This is a genomic window from Pseudoalteromonas sp. MEBiC 03607 (assembly GCF_004792295.1).
Classification (GTDB): Bacteria; Pseudomonadota; Gammaproteobacteria; order Enterobacterales; family Alteromonadaceae; genus Pseudoalteromonas; species Pseudoalteromonas lipolytica_C.
In genome coordinates, this window is sequence record NZ_SRRY01000001.1 from 1,770,917 (window position 1) to 1,790,457 (window position 19,541).

Annotated in this window: 15 protein-coding genes; 11 read left to right on the forward strand and 4 right to left on the reverse strand. The window is 42.5% G+C overall.

Features of this window, described 5'->3' with window-relative positions; translation table 11 throughout:
* Positions 1-10 precede the first annotated feature (10 nt).
* From E5N72_RS08135 to map, 4 genes are all read right to left on the reverse strand, one after another.
* The gene (locus E5N72_RS08135; protein WP_135924002.1) at positions 11-3,121 is read right to left on the reverse strand and encodes an efflux RND transporter permease subunit; all 3,111 of its coding nucleotides are present in this window, start codon (positions 3,119-3,121) and stop codon (positions 11-13) included.
* Positions 3,122-3,368: 247 nt separating this feature from the next.
* Complete coding sequence (dapD, locus tag E5N72_RS08140; protein WP_063706839.1) at positions 3,369-4,196, reverse strand: 2,3,4,5-tetrahydropyridine-2,6-dicarboxylate N-succinyltransferase; 828 nt, start codon at positions 4,194-4,196, stop codon at positions 3,369-3,371.
* 9 nt (positions 4,197-4,205) lie between these two features.
* Positions 4,206-6,824: a [protein-PII] uridylyltransferase gene (glnD, locus tag E5N72_RS08145; protein ID WP_135924003.1), complete on the reverse strand. Its 2,619-nt coding sequence runs from the start codon at positions 6,822-6,824 to the stop codon at positions 4,206-4,208.
* A gap of 12 nt (positions 6,825-6,836) precedes the next feature.
* Positions 6,837-7,646, reverse strand: coding sequence for a type I methionyl aminopeptidase (gene map / locus E5N72_RS08150; RefSeq protein ID WP_268833789.1), 810 nt, complete (start codon positions 7,644-7,646; stop codon positions 6,837-6,839).
* A 246-nt stretch (positions 7,647-7,892) separates the two neighbouring features.
* Here map and rpsB point away from each other — a divergent pair, with 246 nt between their 5' ends.
* The 11 genes from rpsB (at position 7,893) to lpxD (ending at position 19,532) form a co-directional block, all read left to right on the forward strand.
* The gene (rpsB, locus tag E5N72_RS08155) at positions 7,893-8,621 is read left to right on the forward strand and encodes a 30S ribosomal protein S2 (RefSeq protein ID WP_054562046.1); all 729 of its coding nucleotides are present in this window, start codon (positions 7,893-7,895) and stop codon (positions 8,619-8,621) included.
* A 103-nt stretch (positions 8,622-8,724) separates the two neighbouring features.
* On the forward strand, positions 8,725-9,576 hold the full coding sequence (gene tsf / locus E5N72_RS08160; RefSeq protein ID WP_135924005.1) for a translation elongation factor Ts: 852 nt from the start codon (positions 8,725-8,727) through the stop codon (positions 9,574-9,576).
* 151 nt (positions 9,577-9,727) lie between these two features.
* Positions 9,728-10,477 (forward strand): UMP kinase, encoded by a 750-nt coding sequence (pyrH, locus tag E5N72_RS08165; RefSeq protein ID WP_135924006.1) that lies wholly within the window; start codon positions 9,728-9,730, stop codon positions 10,475-10,477.
* 14 nt (positions 10,478-10,491) lie between these two features.
* Complete coding sequence (gene frr, locus E5N72_RS08170) at positions 10,492-11,049, forward strand: ribosome recycling factor (RefSeq protein ID WP_135924007.1); 558 nt, start codon at positions 10,492-10,494, stop codon at positions 11,047-11,049.
* A gap of 105 nt (positions 11,050-11,154) precedes the next feature.
* Positions 11,155-11,934 carry an isoprenyl transferase gene (locus tag E5N72_RS08175; protein ID WP_135924008.1) on the forward strand — a complete coding sequence of 260 codons (780 nt, stop codon included), beginning with the start codon at positions 11,155-11,157 and terminating at the stop codon, positions 11,932-11,934.
* Positions 11,935-11,956: 22 nt separating this feature from the next.
* Positions 11,957-12,823: a phosphatidate cytidylyltransferase gene (locus E5N72_RS08180; protein WP_135924009.1), complete on the forward strand. Its 867-nt coding sequence runs from the start codon at positions 11,957-11,959 to the stop codon at positions 12,821-12,823.
* Positions 12,820-14,019, forward strand: a complete 1,200-nt coding sequence (ispC, locus tag E5N72_RS08185; protein ID WP_135924010.1) for a 1-deoxy-D-xylulose-5-phosphate reductoisomerase — start codon at positions 12,820-12,822, stop codon at positions 14,017-14,019. The genes E5N72_RS08180 and ispC overlap by 4 nt, the downstream gene beginning before the upstream one ends.
* A 1-nt stretch (position 14,020) precedes the next feature.
* Complete coding sequence (rseP, locus tag E5N72_RS08190; protein WP_135924011.1) at positions 14,021-15,373, forward strand: sigma E protease regulator RseP; 1,353 nt, start codon at positions 14,021-14,023, stop codon at positions 15,371-15,373.
* A 106-nt stretch (positions 15,374-15,479) separates the two neighbouring features.
* Positions 15,480-17,951, forward strand: a complete 2,472-nt coding sequence (bamA, locus tag E5N72_RS08195; protein WP_135924012.1) for an outer membrane protein assembly factor BamA — start codon at positions 15,480-15,482, stop codon at positions 17,949-17,951.
* 12 nt (positions 17,952-17,963) lie between these two features.
* A complete protein-coding gene (locus E5N72_RS08200) occupies positions 17,964-18,482 on the forward strand; it encodes an OmpH family outer membrane protein (RefSeq protein WP_135924013.1) in 519 nt (172 codons plus the stop codon).
* 9 nt (positions 18,483-18,491) lie between these two features.
* Complete coding sequence (gene lpxD, locus E5N72_RS08205; RefSeq protein ID WP_135924014.1) at positions 18,492-19,532, forward strand: UDP-3-O-(3-hydroxymyristoyl)glucosamine N-acyltransferase; 1,041 nt, start codon at positions 18,492-18,494, stop codon at positions 19,530-19,532.
* Positions 19,533-19,541: the final 9 nt, after the last annotated feature.

Consider the following 19,541-nt stretch of genomic DNA (forward strand, 5'->3'; position numbering starts at 1 on the left):
GTTTTAATACTCATTGATTCGATACCAAGCTTAAAGGCGTTTTTTCTGGTTGCTTTTTGTTATTAACGGGCGGCAGTTGTCTGCCAAGTTGTAATAAACTTGGCATTAATATCAGGGTGAATAGGGCGCTAATGGCCATGCCGCCGACAATCACAGTGGCAAGGCCACGGTAAATTTCTGATCCTACCCCCGGCATTAGCATCAGTGGCAGCATGCCAAATAAGCTGGTTAAGGTACTTAAGTAAACGGGTCTTGCGCGCAGTAGCACAGCTTGGCGAACAGCGTCTTCTCGGCTGAGCCCTGCGGCCATCGCGACACGGGTTTGATCAACCAATAAAATGGCATTATTTACCACCAGACCCAGCAAGATAATAAAGCCAATCATGGTCAGTAAGTCGAGCGATTGAAAGGTAAATAAGTTAAGTACAAATAGGGCCAGTACACCGCCTGCAATTGCCAATGGCATGACGAGTAAAACTAACGCGCTGTCTTTGGCTGACTTAAACAATGCGGTCATTAGCAAGAATAAAATAAACAGAGCCAAGATAAAGTTGATTGTCATTTCTTGCATGGCCGAATTCATCTTTTGTGCGTTACCCGCCAAAATCGCGCCAGAGCTGTCGGGCAAGCTTGCACGAACTTTCGGCATAACTTGCTCTGAGAGAATGGTTTGCGCTTGTTGTAAGCTCATATCTGCTGGTGGCGTGACAACAATACTCACGGTACGACGGCCATTAACACGTCTAAGCTGGGTTGGCCCCACGGTGCGCTCAATATTGGCAAGTTCGCCTAAGGTTTGAATACCTGATTGCGGGGTTACAATGGGCAGTGCTTTAAGCTCCTCTGGAGTTTGCCACGGTATGCCGCGCAAAATCACGTTCATGCGTTCGTTGCCATCAAAGTATTCATTAACAAATAACCCACCTGTATAGGCTTGCACTGCTTGAGATACGTCACGACGAGTTAGCCCTGCTTGGGTTATACGGCGGTCATTTGGTGTGAGCCTAAGTTCTGGCTCTGCCATATCGAGTCGTGGTTGTGGCCTTGCGGTGGCATTCGGCATTGCTTCGGTGACAGCTTGCAGCGCCACATTAGCACCGGCTATTAGCTCGTCCATATTCGGACCCGTTAAATCGATATTGATATTGCGACCATCACCACCATTAGCAACTTGGATCATCGACCCTCTAAAGAAGAATACTTGAGTGTCGGGTAAATCAATGAAGATTTTTTCTCGGGCAACCTTCATTAATTCTTCAACACGTTGTGGATCGGCAGAATAAATAAAACCGCCAGCATTCGAACCAAAAGCATAAAAGTTAAAGTCTTTTATCCCCGGCTCTTTTTCACCTGTGTAATAAGGCATTAAGCGCTTTTTAATACGCATCAGCAGCTCTTCTTCCATAAATTGCACATTGCCACCTGGCGGGGTGTTTAAGTTAAAGAAAAAGCCATCGGTTGGTGCGCGCGGCATAAAATCAGTTTTAGGTAGCATGGTCATGGTCGCGACGAGTGAGCCACCTAATAACGACACTATCCATACTATTTGTTTAACGCGGGTATTGGTAAGCGCCATGATGAAGTTAGTTAGCTTATGCCAATATTTACTATAAGGATCCGCTTTTAGCTCTTTGTCTGGCCAAAAGTGATTAGCCAACGGAATAAGTGTAATTGCGCAAATCATAGAGGCAATTACAGCAATGGATAAGGTAAGCGCCAAGTCAGAGAATAACTGCCCCTCAATACCTGCCATAAATAAAATAGGCAAGAAGATAGCAACGCTGGTGGTGGTTGAGGCAAATAAGGCACCTGTTACTTGAGCTGCGCCTTTTAGCGCGGCTTTTTTAGTATCAAAGCCTTCGCTTCTGAGCCTTGCGATGTTTTCTTGCACTATGATGGCGGCATCAAGTACTAAGCCAACAGCAAAGGCAAGGCCGGCCAGTGAAATAACATTTAAGCTGCGGTCAAAAATATTCAACGTTAAAAACGCGACTAACAAAGAGACAGGAATTGTCGCTGCAATCACAAACGTGGCCTTTAAGCCCCTAAAGAACAACCACAAGATTAAACACGACAGCAAAACACCTAGACCTAAGTTACTTTTAACCAACGACAAGGCATTACGAATATGCACTGAGGCATCAAAACTTAATTCAATCGATAAGCCATTTTCAGCCAGCGGCCCTTCGTTTAGTTCTTTAATGGCAAGGTTTATTTCGTCGAGTAGGGCAACGGTATTGGCTTCGTTAGCGCGCGAAATACGAATGTAATACGCGGGTTTACCATTTCGACCACTCATCCCTAAACGGTCAGAAAAAGTGCGCTCTACACTTGCGATATCGCCAAGGTAAATAGGTCTATCGCCTGAATAGCCAACGCGCATTTGTGCCATGCTCGATAAATCATATTGCCCCGTAAAGCGAACTGTATATTGACGACGGCCAACATTGGCAAGACCACCTGAGGTATCGCGTGAGCTGGCTAATACATTACTGATTTGGTCAAGGCTGACGCCAAGTGCTGCGGCTTTGTGAGGGTCAAAGGTAATACGTAATTCTTTTGGTCGTTCACTGGCTAAGTCAACGCGAGCAACACCAGGAATACGTGCCAAACGGGGCTCAACAAATTCATCAATTTGTTTTTGGAACTGCGCCATGTCTAAATCAAGGCTGTCGCTATTAAAATCTTTTGGAGTGACCAGTAACGTTGCAGCGGCTTCCCCATTATTACCGCCAGCAAAAACCACAGGATCAAATGCATCTAACGGCAGAGGCGGCGCTTGGTTAAGGCTAGTTAATACATCAAGCATCGCCTGTTGCATGTTTTGCCCAACAGCAAAAGTTAACGTGATAGAGCCATTGCCACGGTTAATGTAAGTATTAACCTCTAGCGCACCCGGGGTGTTTTTTACCGCGTTCTCGAGCGGTTCAATGATCACTGATTCAATCTCTTCAGGTGCAGCTTGGCGCCAGCCAGAGAAAATAGTGATCTGCGGTTGCTCAATATCTGGTGTGAGCTGAATTGGCAATTTAAAAATACTTAACATGCCAAACAACATAATCAACACCAAGATGACAATAACACTCGCAGGGTTCTTCAGCGAACTACGTGTCAGGTTCATTGTGTGTGTTCCAAAATCAGTTTGTGTGCATTGTAGTGCGATGTAAAAAAAGTGCCAGTGAGGTAAATGAAATGTATGTCAGGAGTAACGCTGAATAGCCGTTAATTCGCGATAAAATGTGTATTTGAAATAAGATGTAACAATTTAACAGGGAGCTTTAAGGCTTAAGCGCTCAGTTTTAAGTAAAAAAGCGCGAAACTAGTTAGTATCGCGCTTCTTAAATTTTTAAACTTACAGCTCAGTTCTGTTATTCATCAATCGAGCGAAGTAGGGCATTAATACCTACTTTTTCGCGAGTTTGCTGGTCAACTTTTTTCACGATGATAGCAGCGTATAGGCTGTGCGAACCATCTTTTGACGGTAAAGAACCTGGAACAACAACTGCACCCGCTGGTACTCGGCCGTAATGAGTTTCGCCTGTTTCACGGTCATAGATGCGCGTGCTTTGGCTGATGTAAACACCCATTGAAATAACCGCACCTTCTTCTACCACAACGCCTTCAACAATCTCAGAGCGTGCACCGATAAAACAGTTATCTTCGATAATCGTTGGGTTTGCTTGCAGTGGCTCAAGTACACCACCAATGCCTACACCGCCCGACAAGTGAACGTTTTTACCAATTTGTGCACATGAGCCAACCGTTGCCCATGTATCAACCATCGTACCTTCATCAACGTAGGCACCAATGTTCACATAAGATGGCATTAGCACCACGTTTTTACCTACAAAGCTGCCTTTGCGCGCAACTGCATTAGGCACAACACGCATACCGCCTTGTTGGAATTGCTCTGGTGTGTAGTCGCTAAATTTAAGTGGTACTTTGTCGTAAAACTGATTAACACCATCGCTCATAGGTTGGTTATCACGAATACGAAAAGACAGTAGCACCGCTTTTTTCAACCATTGATGTACAACCCACTCACCACTGATTTTTTCAGCAACACGGGCAGCGCCGCTATCAAGTAATTCAAGCGCATCGATAATCGCTTGCTTTACTTCACTTGATACCGTGCTTGGGCTGATGCTATCGCGGTTGTCCCAGGCGTTTTCGATCATGGTTTTTAAATCTGACATAAGATCCTCTTATTCGGTTTCTGCGTTGAGTTTTTTACGCAATGCTTGATGAATTTTAGCCTGTTCTTCGTCTGTTAATGCTTGGTATTCGTTATTTGATACCACGAAGAAATCTTCTGCACGTTCACCAACAGTGGTGATCCGCGCGGCATGAATATGTAATAAGTGTGCTTGAAATACTTCAGCAATTTTCGTTAATAGACCCGGAATATCCACCGCTTGGATTTCAATTAAGCTGCGATCTTTACGAGCATGCGGTCTAAGCACAATTTTTGGTTTGATATTAAAGTCTTTAAAGCGCTGTGAGCGGTTCTTTTTGATGCGAATTTTCTTTTTCGGATCGCTAATCGCAAGCTCTAATGCACGCTTAATGCCTTGCGCACGGCTACTTGCAATCGGGTCACCATTAACTTCTAAAATAACAAAGCTAAAAATCACATAGCCATCTTTAGTCGTTAACACCTGGGCATGTTGGATTTGCGCTTTTTTCGAACCAATTACACTCACCAAGCGTGCAAATAAACCCCCTGAGTATGGGCTGTAAGCGAATACTTGCGTCCCCCCGTGCATTGCGGTGTCAGAAACAGTGACGCTTGGTAGGCTTAAATCTTCACAATTTAATAAGTGCTCTGTTTGCCACGAAATTTGTTGCTCACTAAAGGCGGTAAAATAATTCGCTTTAAAGCGGCTCCAAATTAAGTCAATTTGGTCTTCATTGCAGCCGTGATTCAATAAGCGCTGCTTGGCTTGCTGTTTTTTATCACGAATCTGGTCGCGCTGATCCATTGGGTTTTCAAGACCTAAACGCAGTGCTCGCTGGGTATGTAAATACAGCTCACGTAGTAGGGTGTTTTTCCAATCGTTCCATAGATTATCGTTAGTGGCACGAATATCGGCCAAGGTTAAGCAATATAAATAATCTAGCTGGCGCTCATTTTTTACTTTGCTTGCAAAGTCTTTAATTACGTCTGGGTCATTAATATCTTTACGCTGTGCAGTGACCGACATAAGTAAGTGATTAGCCACTAACCATGAAATAAGCTTGCCGTCTGATGACGGGAAACGGTGCAATTTAGCAAACGCAATCGCATCAACCGAGCCTAGTTCAGAGTGGTCGCCGCCACGGCCTTTGGCGATATCATGGAATATACCCGCTAAATAAAGTAACTCAGGTTTATCCATGCGGGTGACGATTTCACTACAAAGCGGAAACTCGCTGACTTTTGACTTATCAAAATATTTATAAATATTGTTGATTAGTTTGTGGGTGTGCTCATCTACGGTATAGGCGTGGAATAAATCAAATTGCATTTGCCCAAAGATATTACGCCACTGCGGTAAATAGGCCGCGATAATGCCGTGCTTGTGCATTAAGGTAAATGCGCGACCCATACCATTTGGGTGTTTAATTAAGCGCAAAAATGCTTCACGGCAAGCGGCGTAATCTTGTAAATCACCGAGTAACCGGCGACGTACTTGACGCATTGTGCGTATAGTACTTGGGTAGATATGGGTAATTTCAGGGTTATCAGCAATATGCTCGAACAACACAAATAGCTGATCTCGGCGGAAAAATACCGACGGGTTTTTTACGCGAATTTGATGGCCAATACGTTCAAAGTTACGGTCAAGCTCAACCACTGGTAACTCACCAGCACCTGGCAAAATACTTTGCTCGAAGTATGAAAGTAGCATTTGGTTGAGTTCACGCACGCGGCTCATAATACGGAATAAGCGCTTCATCATGCGCTCAACTGAGGCCTTACCTTCACTACCAAAGCCAAGAATTTCTGCTGCGTGAGGTTGGTGGTCGAACAGTAAACGGTTTTCAGATCGCCCCGCAGCGATGTGCAGCGCAAAACGAATGTTCCAAAGGTTTTCTAAACATTCAGAAAGCTCTTGGTATTCTTCGTGAGTAAGATAGCCGTGATTTATTAGTTCTTGTAATGTTTCGGCTCTAAAGTGCTTTTTAGCTACCCAAATAATGGTCTGTAAATCGCGCAGGCCACCTGGGTTTTCTTTGATGTTTGGTTCAAGATTATAAGCCGTACCATGACATTTTTTATGGCGTAAACTTTGTTCTTGTACTTTTGCCAAAAAGAATTCGTCTGAGCGCCAAATTGGTGTATCAATCAAATGATTTTTGAGTTTTTCAAATTCAATGTGATTACCAAAAATTAATCGGCTTTCGAGCAAGCTGGTGGCAAATGTCACATCTTCGCGTTTTTGTTCTAATGCTTGTTCTATTGTACGAACGCTGTGACCAATTTCTAAATTAAGATCCCAAAGCATGGTGACAAACTGGCCAATTTTCTCGCATACGGCTTCACTGGGCTGTTCACTAACCAGCAGCATAAAGTCGATATCGGAGTAGGGATGTAGTTCGCCACGACCATATCCACCCACAGCGATAAGTGCTAAGTCACTTTCGTGAGCAAGGTCGTAATCATGAAACAGTTTAATTAATAAGCGGTCGATAAACTCAGCACGGGCATTAATTAAGTTGCTAACGGGTTGTTTTGAGAATTCGTTCTGTAGCCATTTATAAAAATAACTAGAACAGTCGCGATAATCGCTAAGTTGCTCAGCTTGGCTGAGCAACTTTTTTACTTTATTGGGTAATGCCACAGGGGCTGGCTCCTAGTGTTCGATGATCCTGTCGATAGTATCATCTGATCGGAGCGTTAAAATTTCAACACCATTTTCAGTCACTAGTAGTGTGTGTTCCCACTGCGCAGACAAAGAACGGTCTTTTGTTACAACTGTCCAGTTGTCTTTTAGTAATTTACACTGACGTTTACCGGCATTGACCATTGGTTCGATTGTTAAGCACATACCAGCTTTCAATACTTCGCCAGTACCTGCTTTTCCATAGTGCATTACTTGTGGCTCTTCGTGGAACTCAGCACCAATACCGTGACCACAGTATTCGCGAACAATTGAATAGTTAAAGCTCTCAGCGTACTTTTGAATTGCAGCACCGATATCACCTAAGCGCACGCCAGGTTTAACCATTTTAATAGCAAGGTATAGGCTTTCTTGCGTAATATCCGCAAGGCGCTTACCTTGAATATTAGGTGTACCTACATGGAACATCTTAGAAGTATCACCGTGATAGCCATCTTTGATCACAGTAACGTCAATATTTACGCTATCACCTTCTTTGAGCGGTTTGTCATTCGGAATACCGTGACAAATTACATGGTTCACTGAGGTGCAAATTGATTTTGGGAAACCGTGATAATTAAGCGGTGCTGGAATAGCATCTTGAACATTAACAATATAATCATGACAAATTGTATTTAGTTCATCTGTGGTTACACCTGGCACCACATGCGGTTCTATCATTTCAAGTACCTCGGCGGCTAAGCGCCCGGCAACACGCATTTTTTCGATTTCTTCAGGGGTCTTGATCACAGCACTCATTGAGGCTCCAAAGTTGTTTTTCAGGTCAGTTTTTAGTGCACAAATTTTGCACTAGACGTTGAGTTTTCAATTTTAATATGGTATAAAGCGCGCCGTCTTTTTACAAATAAATTCTTAACTGATTTTTTGTATTTAAGACAAACACAATTTTATTTTAACACACACACGTATCGTCACATACACTTGGGTGCACTTAAGTTACAAATTAACTACGGTGTTGGTGCTATGGGATATGTGGAGGCCTAACCCTAAATTATAGAGGATTATAAAATGGCAAACGTTTCAATGCGCGATATGCTTCAAGCTGGTGTTCACTTTGGTCACCAGGCACGTTACTGGAACCCTAAGATGAAGCCTTTCATCTTCGGCGCTCGTAACCGTGTTCATATCATCAACCTAGAGCAAACTGTACCAATGTTCAACGAAGCACTTAAGTTCTTATCGAACGCAGCTTCTAACAAAGGTAAAGTACTTTTCGTTGGTACTAAGCGCGCAGCAAGCGAAGCAGTTAAAGAAGCAGCTATTCAAAGCGAGCAGTTCTACGTAAACCACCGTTGGTTAGGTGGTATGTTGACTAACTGGAAAACAGTTCGTCAATCAATCAAGCGTCTTAAAGACCTTGAAGCGCAGAGCCAAGACGGTACTTTCGAAAAGTTAACTAAGAAAGAAGCGTTAATGCTTACTCGTGAAATGGAAAAGCTTGAAAAGAGCCTTGGTGGTATCAAAGATATGGGCGGTCTTCCTGACGCACTTTTCGTTATCGATGCAGACCACGAGCACATCGCTATCCGTGAAGCTAACAACCTAGGTATTCCAGTTGTTGCTATCGTTGATACTAACTCTAACCCAGACGGTGTTGATTACATCGTACCTGGTAACGACGATGCGATCCGTGCTATTCAACTTTACACTGGCGCTGTATCAGCTGCGATCACTGAAGGTCGTGAGAACAACATCGTTGCTCAAGCTGAAAAAGACGACTTCGTAGAAGCTGAATAATTAGCTGTCATCAAGTCTTCATCTAATCAAGGTGAAGACTTGTTATTCTTGTCAAGCGGCCCATACCGCTTCCCTATAACAGAATTCAATTGAGGATATTCTAATGGCTGTAACTGCTGCCCTAGTTAAAGAATTACGCGAGCGTACTGGCGCTGGCATGATGGATTGTAAAAAAGCGTTAACTGAAACTAACGGTGACATCGAGTTAGCGATTGAAAACATGCGTAAGAGCGGTGCTGCAAAGGCTGCTAAAAAAGCAGGTAACATCGCTGCTGAAGGTACAATCTTAATCAAAGAAGGTAACGGTTTCGCTGCGCTTCTTGAAGTTAACTGTCAAACTGACTTCGTTGCTAAAGATTCAAACTTCCTTGGCTTCGCGAATGAAGTATTAGACGCTGCTGCAGAATCTAAAGCAGACATCGATGCACTTAAAGCACAGTTCGAAGAAACGCGTGTTGCACTAGTTGCTAAAATCGGTGAAAACATCAATGTTCGTCGCGTTGAGTACATCGACGGTGACAAACTTTCTTCTTACCGCCACGGCGACCGTATCGGTGTTGTTGTAGTTGGTGAAGCTGACGAAGAAACACTTAAGCAAGTTGCTATGCACGTAGCTGCGTCTAAGCCTGAGTTCGTAAACCCAGAAGACGTACCAGCTGACGTTGTTGAAAAAGAAAAAGCAGTTCAAATCGACATCGCGATGAACGAAGGCAAGCCTGCTGAAATCGCTGAGAAAATGGTTGTTGGTCGTATGAAGAAATTCACTGGTGAGATCTCTCTTACTGGTCAAGCTTTCATCATGGAACCTAAGAAAACTGTTGGCGAAATTCTTAAAGAGAAAGGCGCAACTGTTACTAACTTCATCCGTTTAGAAGTTGGTGAAGGTATCGAGCGTAAAGAAGAAGACTTCGCTGCTGAAGTAGCTGCTCAAATCGCTGCTGCAAAAGGCGAGTAATTTTCTAACTTAGTGACGTAGGACAATTAGATGAAATTAATCTGTTATTAGCTTTTGCGTCACTGATGAAAATTCTTTAAAATAACCGCGTTTTATGTGTAACCATAGCGCGGTTATTTTTTATCTCATTATTAAGGCTGGCCCAAATATTATGACTATCAATCGTAAACCTATTTTTAGACGTGTTCTTCTTAAACTTAGCGGTGAAGCATTAATGGGAGACGAAGGCTTCGGCATCGACCCGAAAGTACTTGACCGTATGGCTCAAGAAATTAAAGAACTTGTAGAGCTCGACGTAGAAGTAGGTTTAGTTATCGGTGGCGGTAACTTCTTGCGTGGTGGTTCATTAGCAGAAGCAGGTATGAACCGCGTAGTGGGCGACCACATGGGTATGCTTGCTACGGTAATGAATGGTTTGGCAATGCGTGATGCTTTGCATCGTGCATTTGTAAATTGTCGCTTAATGTCTGCCATTCCATTAAATGGCGTGTGTGATGCTTACAACTGGGCAGAAGCTATCAGCTTATTAAAGTCTGGTCGTGTTGTTATCTTTTCTGCAGGCACAGGTAACCCATTCTTTACCACTGATTCTGCAGCGTGTTTACGCGGTATTGAAATTGAAGCTGATACCGTAATTAAAGCGACAAAAGTTGATGGTGTTTATTCAGATGACCCAGTGAAAAACCCAGACGCGACATTATATCGCCACTTAAGCTACAATGAGATCATTGATAAAGAACTAAAGGTTATGGACTTAGCGGCATTCACGCTTGCCCGTGATCATAATATGCCTTTAAGTGTATTTAACATGAATAAATCAGGCGCGCTTAAGCGTGTAATTATGGGCGAAGATGAAGGAACGCTTATCTCTTCACAAGCCTCGGATGAAATTAATAAATAGATTAGGATTGAACCGTGATTAACGATATCAAAAAAGATGCGTCAGAACGTATGCAAAAAAGTGTTGCGGCACTAGGCAGTCAATTATCTAAAATTCGCACAGGCCGTGCTCACCCTGCATTACTTGACGGTATTCAAGTGTCTTACTACGGTGCTGACACGCCACTAAACCAAGTAGCTAATGTAACAATTGAAGACTCGCGTACACTTGCAATCAGCGTGTTCGACAAGTCATTAGCGCAAGCGGTAGAAAAAGCAATAATGGCATCAGATTTAGGTTTAAACCCTATGTCTGCTGGTACTGTGATCCGTGTTCCACTTCCTCCACTTACTGAAGAGCGTCGTAAAGACCTTATCAAAATTGTACGTGGTGAAGTTGAAGGCGGCCGTGTTGCTGTTCGTAACATTCGTCGTGACGCAAATGGCGACATTAAGAGCTTATTGAAAGACAAAGAAATTTCTGAAGATGAAGCGCGTCAAGCAGAAGACGAAATCCAAAAGCTTACAGATAAGTTCATCAAAGAGATGGATACACAATTAACAGCGAAAGAAGCTGAATTGATGGAAATCTAAAAGCTCTTGTTTTTCTTTTCGGGATGAATCCTGAAAGGCAAGCAGGTCATTGCAAATTTATTAGTTTTGAAACGCCGGCTGGGGTATACTAGACGGCGTTTTTTTATGGAATACTCGATATTTATGGTTCTTAACGCTGATAAAATTTCCCAGCAAAGTTTGCCTAAGCATGTCGCTATAATCATGGATGGTAACGGTCGTTGGGCTCAAGCGAAAAATCGCCCACGTGTTTATGGGCATAAAAAAGGCGTTGATGCGGTTCGTCAATCAGTGCAATTTTGTACTCGCTTAGGTATACAGTCGTTAACACTATTCGCATTTAGTAGCGAAAATTGGCGACGCCCAGAGGACGAAGTAAATACGCTCATGGAGCTATTTTTATTCGTGTTGGGCAAAGAAGTTAAAAAGCTTCATAAAAATAATGTAAAGCTCAATATAATTGGTGATTTATCACGCTTTTCTGAGAATTTGCGTAATAAAGTTGATGCAGCACACGAGTTAACCCGTAATAATACGGGCTTGCAATTAAACGTTGCTGCTAATTATGGTGGCCGTTGGGATATTACCAATGCCGCAACCATGCTTGCAAAAAAAGTCGCAGCCGGTGAAATGGCCGCTGAAGAGATTACCGAAGAGCTCATGAGTGAACACATGAGCATGGCAGATCAAGTTGAGCTTGATTTAATGATCCGCACAGGTGGTGATTTGCGCATTAGTAACTTTCTTTTATGGCAAGCAGCTTACGCTGAGCTTTACTTTACCGATACGCTTTGGCCAGACTTTAATGAAGCTGCTTTTGCCGATGCTATCGCATGTTACGTTGCCAGAGAGCGACGATTTGGTTGTACAGGCGAACAAATAAAACAATTACTCGCCGAGACCTAATTACTAGTTGAAGGTACACACATTGCTAAAACAACGAATTTTAACCTCGCTCGTGTTGGCACCACTTGCACTTGTATTGGTATTTTATACCCCATTAACTCTATTTAGTTATATCGCCGCCGGTATCGTATTACTCGGTGCATGGGAATGGTCTGCGTTTATGGGGCTATGCGATAAAGTTAAACGTTTTGGATTTGTCGCTGCAACAGCGGTGTTTCTTGCATTATTAAATTGGCATTGGCCGATTGACTCGCTTTGGCAAAATGGTCAACTAGTAGGTGATGCAAACTATCTATTCACGCTATCGTTTGCTTGGTGGATTGTAGCTACTTACTTAGTTTGGCGTTATCCCGCTATGGCAAAAGCGTGGAATGAAGGCATTGTGATGCGTGCCATTGCCGGATTTTTAACACTCGTACCACTTTGGTTAGCTTTAAATACCCTGCGTAGCGCAGGCTATGGCGAATCAACCCATTTCGGCTCTATGCTTATTCTTGTGGTTTTAGGCATTGTTTGGAGCGCAGACATCGGTGCATATTTTACTGGTAAAAACTTAGGCAAACACAAACTAATGCCAAAAGTGAGCCCAAATAAGACCATTGAAGGCCTACTTGGTGGCGTGGTGGCCTCAGTTATTTTTGTTTTAGTATTTTGTCATTACAGCAATGTTGATATGGCTGTGTGGCCAATTTATGCGATTATGACAGCATTTATTGCGCTGTTTTCAGCGGTAGGCGATTTATTAGAAAGTATGTTTAAACGTGAAGTTGGCTTGAAAGACAGCGGTTCATGTTTACCAGGTCATGGTGGTATTCTAGACCGCATCGATAGCTTAACAGCTGCTGCACCTATTTTTGTACTTTGTTACGCATGGACATTGAGTTTATGAGCAAAGTAGAACAACTCGTCGTATTAGGCGCAACTGGTTCAATCGGTTTAAGCACCTTAGATGTTGTTGCTCGTAACCCAGAGCGCTTTGCTGTTTTTGCCTTAGCTGCTGGTAAAAATGCCGAGAAAATGGCTGAACTATGTATTGCACATCAACCTAAGTTTGCCGTAATGGCAGATCAACACGCCGCGGCTGCGCTGTCTAACTTACTTGCCAGTAGCTCTTGTAAAACAGAGATTCTTGCAGGTACAAGTGCTATGAGCGAGCTTGCTGCTCATACTGATGCTGACACTGTCATGTCGGCTATTGTCGGTGCAGCAGGCTTGTTACCTACTTTAAGCGCCGTTGAGGCGGGCAAAAAAGTATTGCTTGCTAATAAAGAGTCTCTAGTTATGTCGGGTCAGTTGTTTATTGATAAAGTTAAACAACATGGTGCTACTTTATTGCCAATCGATAGCGAACATAATGCTATTTTCCAGTGTATGCCTGCATCGCTACAAACTGCATCGGGTTTACTTGCCGATCATGGTGTGAGCAAAATTTTGCTTACTGGTTCTGGTGGTCCTTTCTTAACGCGTGATTTAGCGACATTACCATCCGTGACTGTAGCAGAAGCGGTGGCACACCCTAATTGGTCGATGGGACAAAAAATATCTGTCGATTCAGCCACTATGATGAATAAAGGCCTTGAGTTTATTGAAGCCAAGTGGTTATTTAATTGCCAAGCAAGCGATATTGAAGTGGTGATACACCCGCAAAGTATTATTCACTCTATGGTGCAATATCAAGATGGCTCAGTGCTTGCGCAAATGGGTAATCCAGATATGCGCACTCCTATAGCTCACGCTTTAGCATTTCCTGAGCGCGTTGATGCTGGGGTTAAACCTCTCGACTTTGCACAGATTGCAGACTTTACTTTCACTAAGCCAGATTATGCACGATATCCAAATTTAAAACTTGCGATTGAAGCATGCGAAATGGGGCAGGGTGCAACAACCACTGTCAACGCTGCAAATGAAGTTGCAGTTGCTGCATTTTTAGCTGGCCAGATTAAGTTTACAGATATCTTTCGTATTAACTCACAAACCCTAGCAGCAACACAGGATGTTAATGTGCATACATTAGACGAGATCCTGGCTTGTGATGAAGCTGCTCGCATTAAAGCCACTGAGTTTGTTAGAAGAGGCATTAATTAGCATGTTTGATTTTTTTTGGAATCTGGGTTCATTTATTCTTGCCTTAGGCATTTTAGTGACAGTGCATGAATATGGTCACTTTTGGGTTGCACGTAAGGCAGGTGTCAAAGTACTGCGTTTTTCAATTGGCTTTGGTAAGCCGTTGATCAAGTGGTATGACAAACAGCAAACAGAATATGTGATAGCGGCAATCCCACTAGGTGGTTATGTCAAAATGCTTGATGAGCGTGTTGACGAAGTACCGCCAGAACAGCGTCATTTATCATTTAATGCCAAATCAGTAAAAGCACGTATAGCGATAGTTGCAGCCGGACCAATGGCGAACTTTTTATTTGCTATTTTTGCTTTAGCTGTCATGTACATGGTGGGCGTTCAGTCATTAAAACCTGTGGTTGGGGAAGTGACTCAAGGAAGCCGTGCTGCAGCTGCTAATATTGAGCCGAACCAACAAATTATTAAAATCGGTGAAGACGATATCAGCACTTGGCAAGATGCCACCTTCTCATTGATGAGCCGTTTAGGCGAGCAAAGCGTTGTTGTTACGCTTCGTGACCAAAACTATCAAAAGCATGTGCGTACCCTTAACTTAGATGGCTGGAAATTAGATCAGCAAGATGTACCACCACTAACATCGATTGGTATAGTACCTTTTCGACCTAACGCCTTACTGCAGGTAGCGATGATCAGTAAAGGGTCAGCTGCAGAACAGGCAGGATTACAGGTAAATGATAAAATTATTGCCGTAAATGGTGAAAATATCAGCACTTGGAACGAGTTAGTTTCACTAATTCAGCAATCACCTAACAAATCCTTACAAATTAGTGTACAAAGACAAGATAGTATTAAAGAGCTTATTGTTACACCTAAAGGCCAAATCAATGATTCAGGTGTTGAACAAGGTTTCTTAGGTGTGTCTCCAGTGGTTGAGCCATGGCCAGAAAATTATATTGAAACTAGACATTATGGCCCTGTCGATAGTATTGTGCTGGGCATACAAGAAACATGGCGTTTAATCACACTAAGTTTCGACATGATTGGTAATTTAATTACCGGTCAGGTGTCGGTTAAAAATTTAAGTGGCCCTGTAGGCATTGCAGTCGGTGCGGGAACTAGCGTAAGCTATGGTTTGGTTGCTTTTTTAAGCTTCTTAGCATTAATAAGTGTAAACCTAGGTGTATTTAACTTATTACCGTTGCCAGTGCTTGATGGTGGGCACTTAATGTATTACATAATTGAACTTTTTCGCAAAAAGCCGGTCTCTGAAAAGACGCAAGAATTTGGTTTTAAAGTGGGTGCGTTGCTGCTCCTGTTTTTAACATGTTTCGCTTTGTTCAATGATGTATCGCGTTTATAACAAATGAGCGAAAAATTCCAATTTGAACACGATTGTAAAACACCGCAAAAGTTTAACTTACAAGGTGTTGAGCGGTAATACAGTTGTAAAGGATAAAGATAATAAAATGGCTATAAAAAAACATTTGGCAGTTTCAAGTTTATTAGGTGCAAGCTTTGCAGCCCTAGGCCAAAACTCCTTTATTGTAGATGATTTAAAAGTTGAAGGTTTACAACGTGTTGCTCTAGGTGCAGCGCTAACGCATATTCCAATCAACGTGGGCGATAATATTGATGAGTATACAATTTCAAGAACCATAAAGGCTCTCTATCGTTCAGGTCACTTTGATAATATTAAAGCATTACGCGATGGCAACAGTGTTATTTTCCGCGTAACAGAGCGCCCAACGATCAGCATGATCGAATTTGATGGTAATAAAGACATCAAAGATGAGCAGTTAAATGAGTCGCTCGATCAGCAAGATATTCGTACGGGTGAGCCACTTGATAAAACTGTTCTTGATAATATAGAAAAAGGTTTAGTTGAGTTTTTCCATAGTATCGGTAAGTACAATGCTAAAGTGGATGTAACTATCACTAAGCTGCCACGTAACCGTGTGAAGCTATTGTTTAAATTTGATGAAGGCGATGCCGCTTCTATTCGTCAAATTAACCTCGTTGGTAACGAATTATTCTCTGATGAAGAGCTACTTAAATTAGCTGAGTCACAACAAGATTTGCCGTGGTGGAAGTTCATGTCGAGCGACCGCTATCAAAAGCAAACCATTGAAGGCGACTTAGAAAAAATTCGTAGTTACTATTTAGACCGTGGTTACCTTCGTTTTAATATCGATTCAACCCAAGTTTCAGTTAGTCCTGAACGTGACTCAGTTTACGTAACAGCTAATATCACTGAAGGTGTAAAGTACACCGTAAAAGGGTTTGATTTTATTGGTGACTTGCTTGGTCGCGAAGAGTTAATCAAAAGTGTTATCCCGCTGAAAACGGGTGAGCTTTATAATGGCTCGGTGGTTACGTCTTCTGAAGAATTCATTAAAAGCTATTTAGCGCGTTTTGGTTATGCCAACGCTGAAGTACGCACAATCCCAGAGATTGATGACGAGAAAAAAGAAGTTCAATTAACCTTGTCAGTTAACCCAGGTAAGCGCGTCTATGTTCGTCGTATTATCGTAGGTGGTAACCAAAATACCTCTGATGAAGTAGTACGCCGTGAAATGACCCAGCTTGAAGGTGCGTGGTTATCAAATCAAAGCTTAGAGCGCTCTAAACTACAAATTCAACGTTTACCTTACATGGAAAGTGTTGATTTTAATGTTGTGCCAGTACCGGGAGTTGATGACCAAGTAGATGTCGATTTTACTGTTAAAGAACAATCAGCTGGTAGCTTTAACGCTGGCCTTGCTTATGGTTCTTACTTAGGTCTGCAATTTAATATCGGTGTTAGTGAATCAAATTTCTTAGGTACCGGTAACCAAATTGGTTTTAATATTAATACCTCACGTGGTTCTGAACGCATCAGTGTTTCTTATACAGACCCTTACTTTACGCCAGATGGTGTATCGCAAGGGAGTAGTATCTTCTACAGCAACTATGATGCAAGTAAATTCAGTCTAATCGACTATAAATCAAAGAGCTATGGTATTGGTACCAATATTGGCTTCCCAATCGATGCTGTTAACCGTATCAATTTTGGTGTTCGTTGGATCCAAGAAGAGTTATCTGACATTGCTGAATACGAGCAAACTCGTGTAATGCGTGAAACTTTCTTAGACCCAGAAAACCCTGATGCAGGTTTTGACTTTACTAAGTATGAGCTTAGTGCAGGTTGGTCGCGTGTTACCGTAAACCGTGGTTTATTCCCAACGGCTGGTTCGCGTCAATCACTTAACTTAACAGCGACAACGCCGAACTCTGATTTACAGTACTTTAAGATAAATTATGATTCGCGTTTCTACTGGCCAATTAGTAATGATCACCGTTGGGTATTCTCAACACGTGCAGCACTTGGTTATGGTAATGGTTATGGAACAACTAATGGTTATGACCAAACATTGCCGTTCCAGGAGTTCTTCAGAATTACCGAAATGGAATTACGTGGCTTCGATCGAAATACGATTCTACCACGTGCTGTTTCTCGTGTTCCGCAAAGTATTCCTGGTACACCATTACCTGATGGTACTACAACAGGTAGCATTGGTGGTGCATCAGAGTTTGACGAGTTATACACAGCAGGCCGAATTGGTGGTAACGCCAAAGCGGTAGCAGGGATGGAGCTAATCGTTCCAACACCTTTCTTAGATGAAGAAAACACCAGCTCTGTACGTACTAGCTTCTTCGTAGATGCAGCAAACATATGGGACACAGAGTTTAACATTGACCGTTATCAAAACCTGTCGACCGATCAACGCGCAAAATTGGATGATTATTCAGATCCAATGCGCTTTAGGGTTTCAACGGGTCTTTCATTACAATGGATCTCTCCAATGGGTCCAATGCTGATTAGTTTTGCGTATCCATTGCAAAAAGAAGAAGATGACGATACGAAGACCATCAGCTTTAATATTAGTAATACATTCTAAAGGAGTTTTTACGTGAAAAAATCAATTAAATCAACAGCCTTCGCATTGCTTGCTACTTTATCTATGGGCCTTTCAACAAATGCATTTGCGCACAAAGTAGGTGTTGTTGATATGCAAGAAATTTACAAGCAAATCCCTCAAATGGCGAAAGTTGAGCAGTCACTTGAAGCTGAGTTTTCTGAGCGTCGTCAAGAGTTAGAAAAGTTACAAGGCGATATTCGTTTTGAAGCTGAAAAGTTCAAGCGTGAATCAACAACGATGAGCGATAAGCAGAAAGATGAATTACGTACTAAGATTCAAGGTATGCAGCAACAACTTGCTGAAAAAGGCCGTCCTTTAGAGCAAGAAATCAAGATGCGTCAAAACCAAGAGTTAGCTAAAGTTCAAAAGCTAATCTTAGATGCAATCGAAGAAGTGGCTAAAGCTGGCAAGTTTGATGAAGTTAAAGTTAAAGAAACAACAATTTATTTTAACCCTAAAACAGTATCTGATTTATCAGATAAAGTAGTTGAAAAAGTAAGTAAGCAATAGAAATCATATATGCATAATTACACGCTTTCGCAGATTGCGGATCTTTTAGGCGCCGAACTTCAGGGTGATGGCGCCACAGAGATTACAAAAATATCAACACTTGCAAATGCCCAACCTGGGCATATTGCATTTTTAGCGAACAAGAAATATCGCTCACAATTGAACGATACATTAGCCAGTGCGGTGATTTTATCCGAGGCTGATGCAGCGTTTTTTACAGGCAATAAGCTTGTGGTTGCTAACCCCTATGTATGTTACGCCAAGCTTGCCCAGCTTATGGATACCACGCCGCGTTCAGCTGCTACTGGTATTCACCCAAGTGCAGTCATTCACGATTCAGCCAGTATTGGTGATAATGTCGCGATCGCTGCTAATGTGGTGATTGAAGCGGGGGCTGTTATCGGCAACGACGTACAACTTGGTCCAGGCTGCTTTATCGGTGAAAATACAAAAATTGGCCAAGGCACTAAGCTTTGGGCAAATGTATGTGTTTACCATGAAGTCGAAATCGGCAGTGATTGCTTATTTCAAGCGAATACAGTTGTGGGTAGCGATGGTTTTGGCTATGCGAATGAGCGTGGTGAGTGGATTAAAATTCCACAGCTAGGCCGTGTAATTATTGGTAACAAAGTTGAAGTAGGTGCATCAACGACCATTGACCGTGGTGCACTTGACGATACTATCATTCATAGTAATGTAATTATCGATAATCAATGTCAAATAGCGCATAATGTCGAGATCGGTTCGGGTACTGCAGTTGCTGGCTGTACGGTATTTGCTGGCAGTACAGTTATTGGTCGGAATTGTCAGATTGGTGGCATGGTTGCAATTAATGGTCACATTAGCGTATGCGATGGTGCTATAATCACCGGTATGAGTATGGTGACTAAGGCAATCACAGAACCTGGGATTTATTCTTCGGGCTTGCCACATCTAACCAATAAAGAATGGCGACGTAGTATTGCCCATATCCGAAACCTCGGTGATATGAAAGACCGCATTAAAGCACTTGAGTCTCTAACAAAGTCACTCAATATTGAAGACAAATAAGGATGCTAT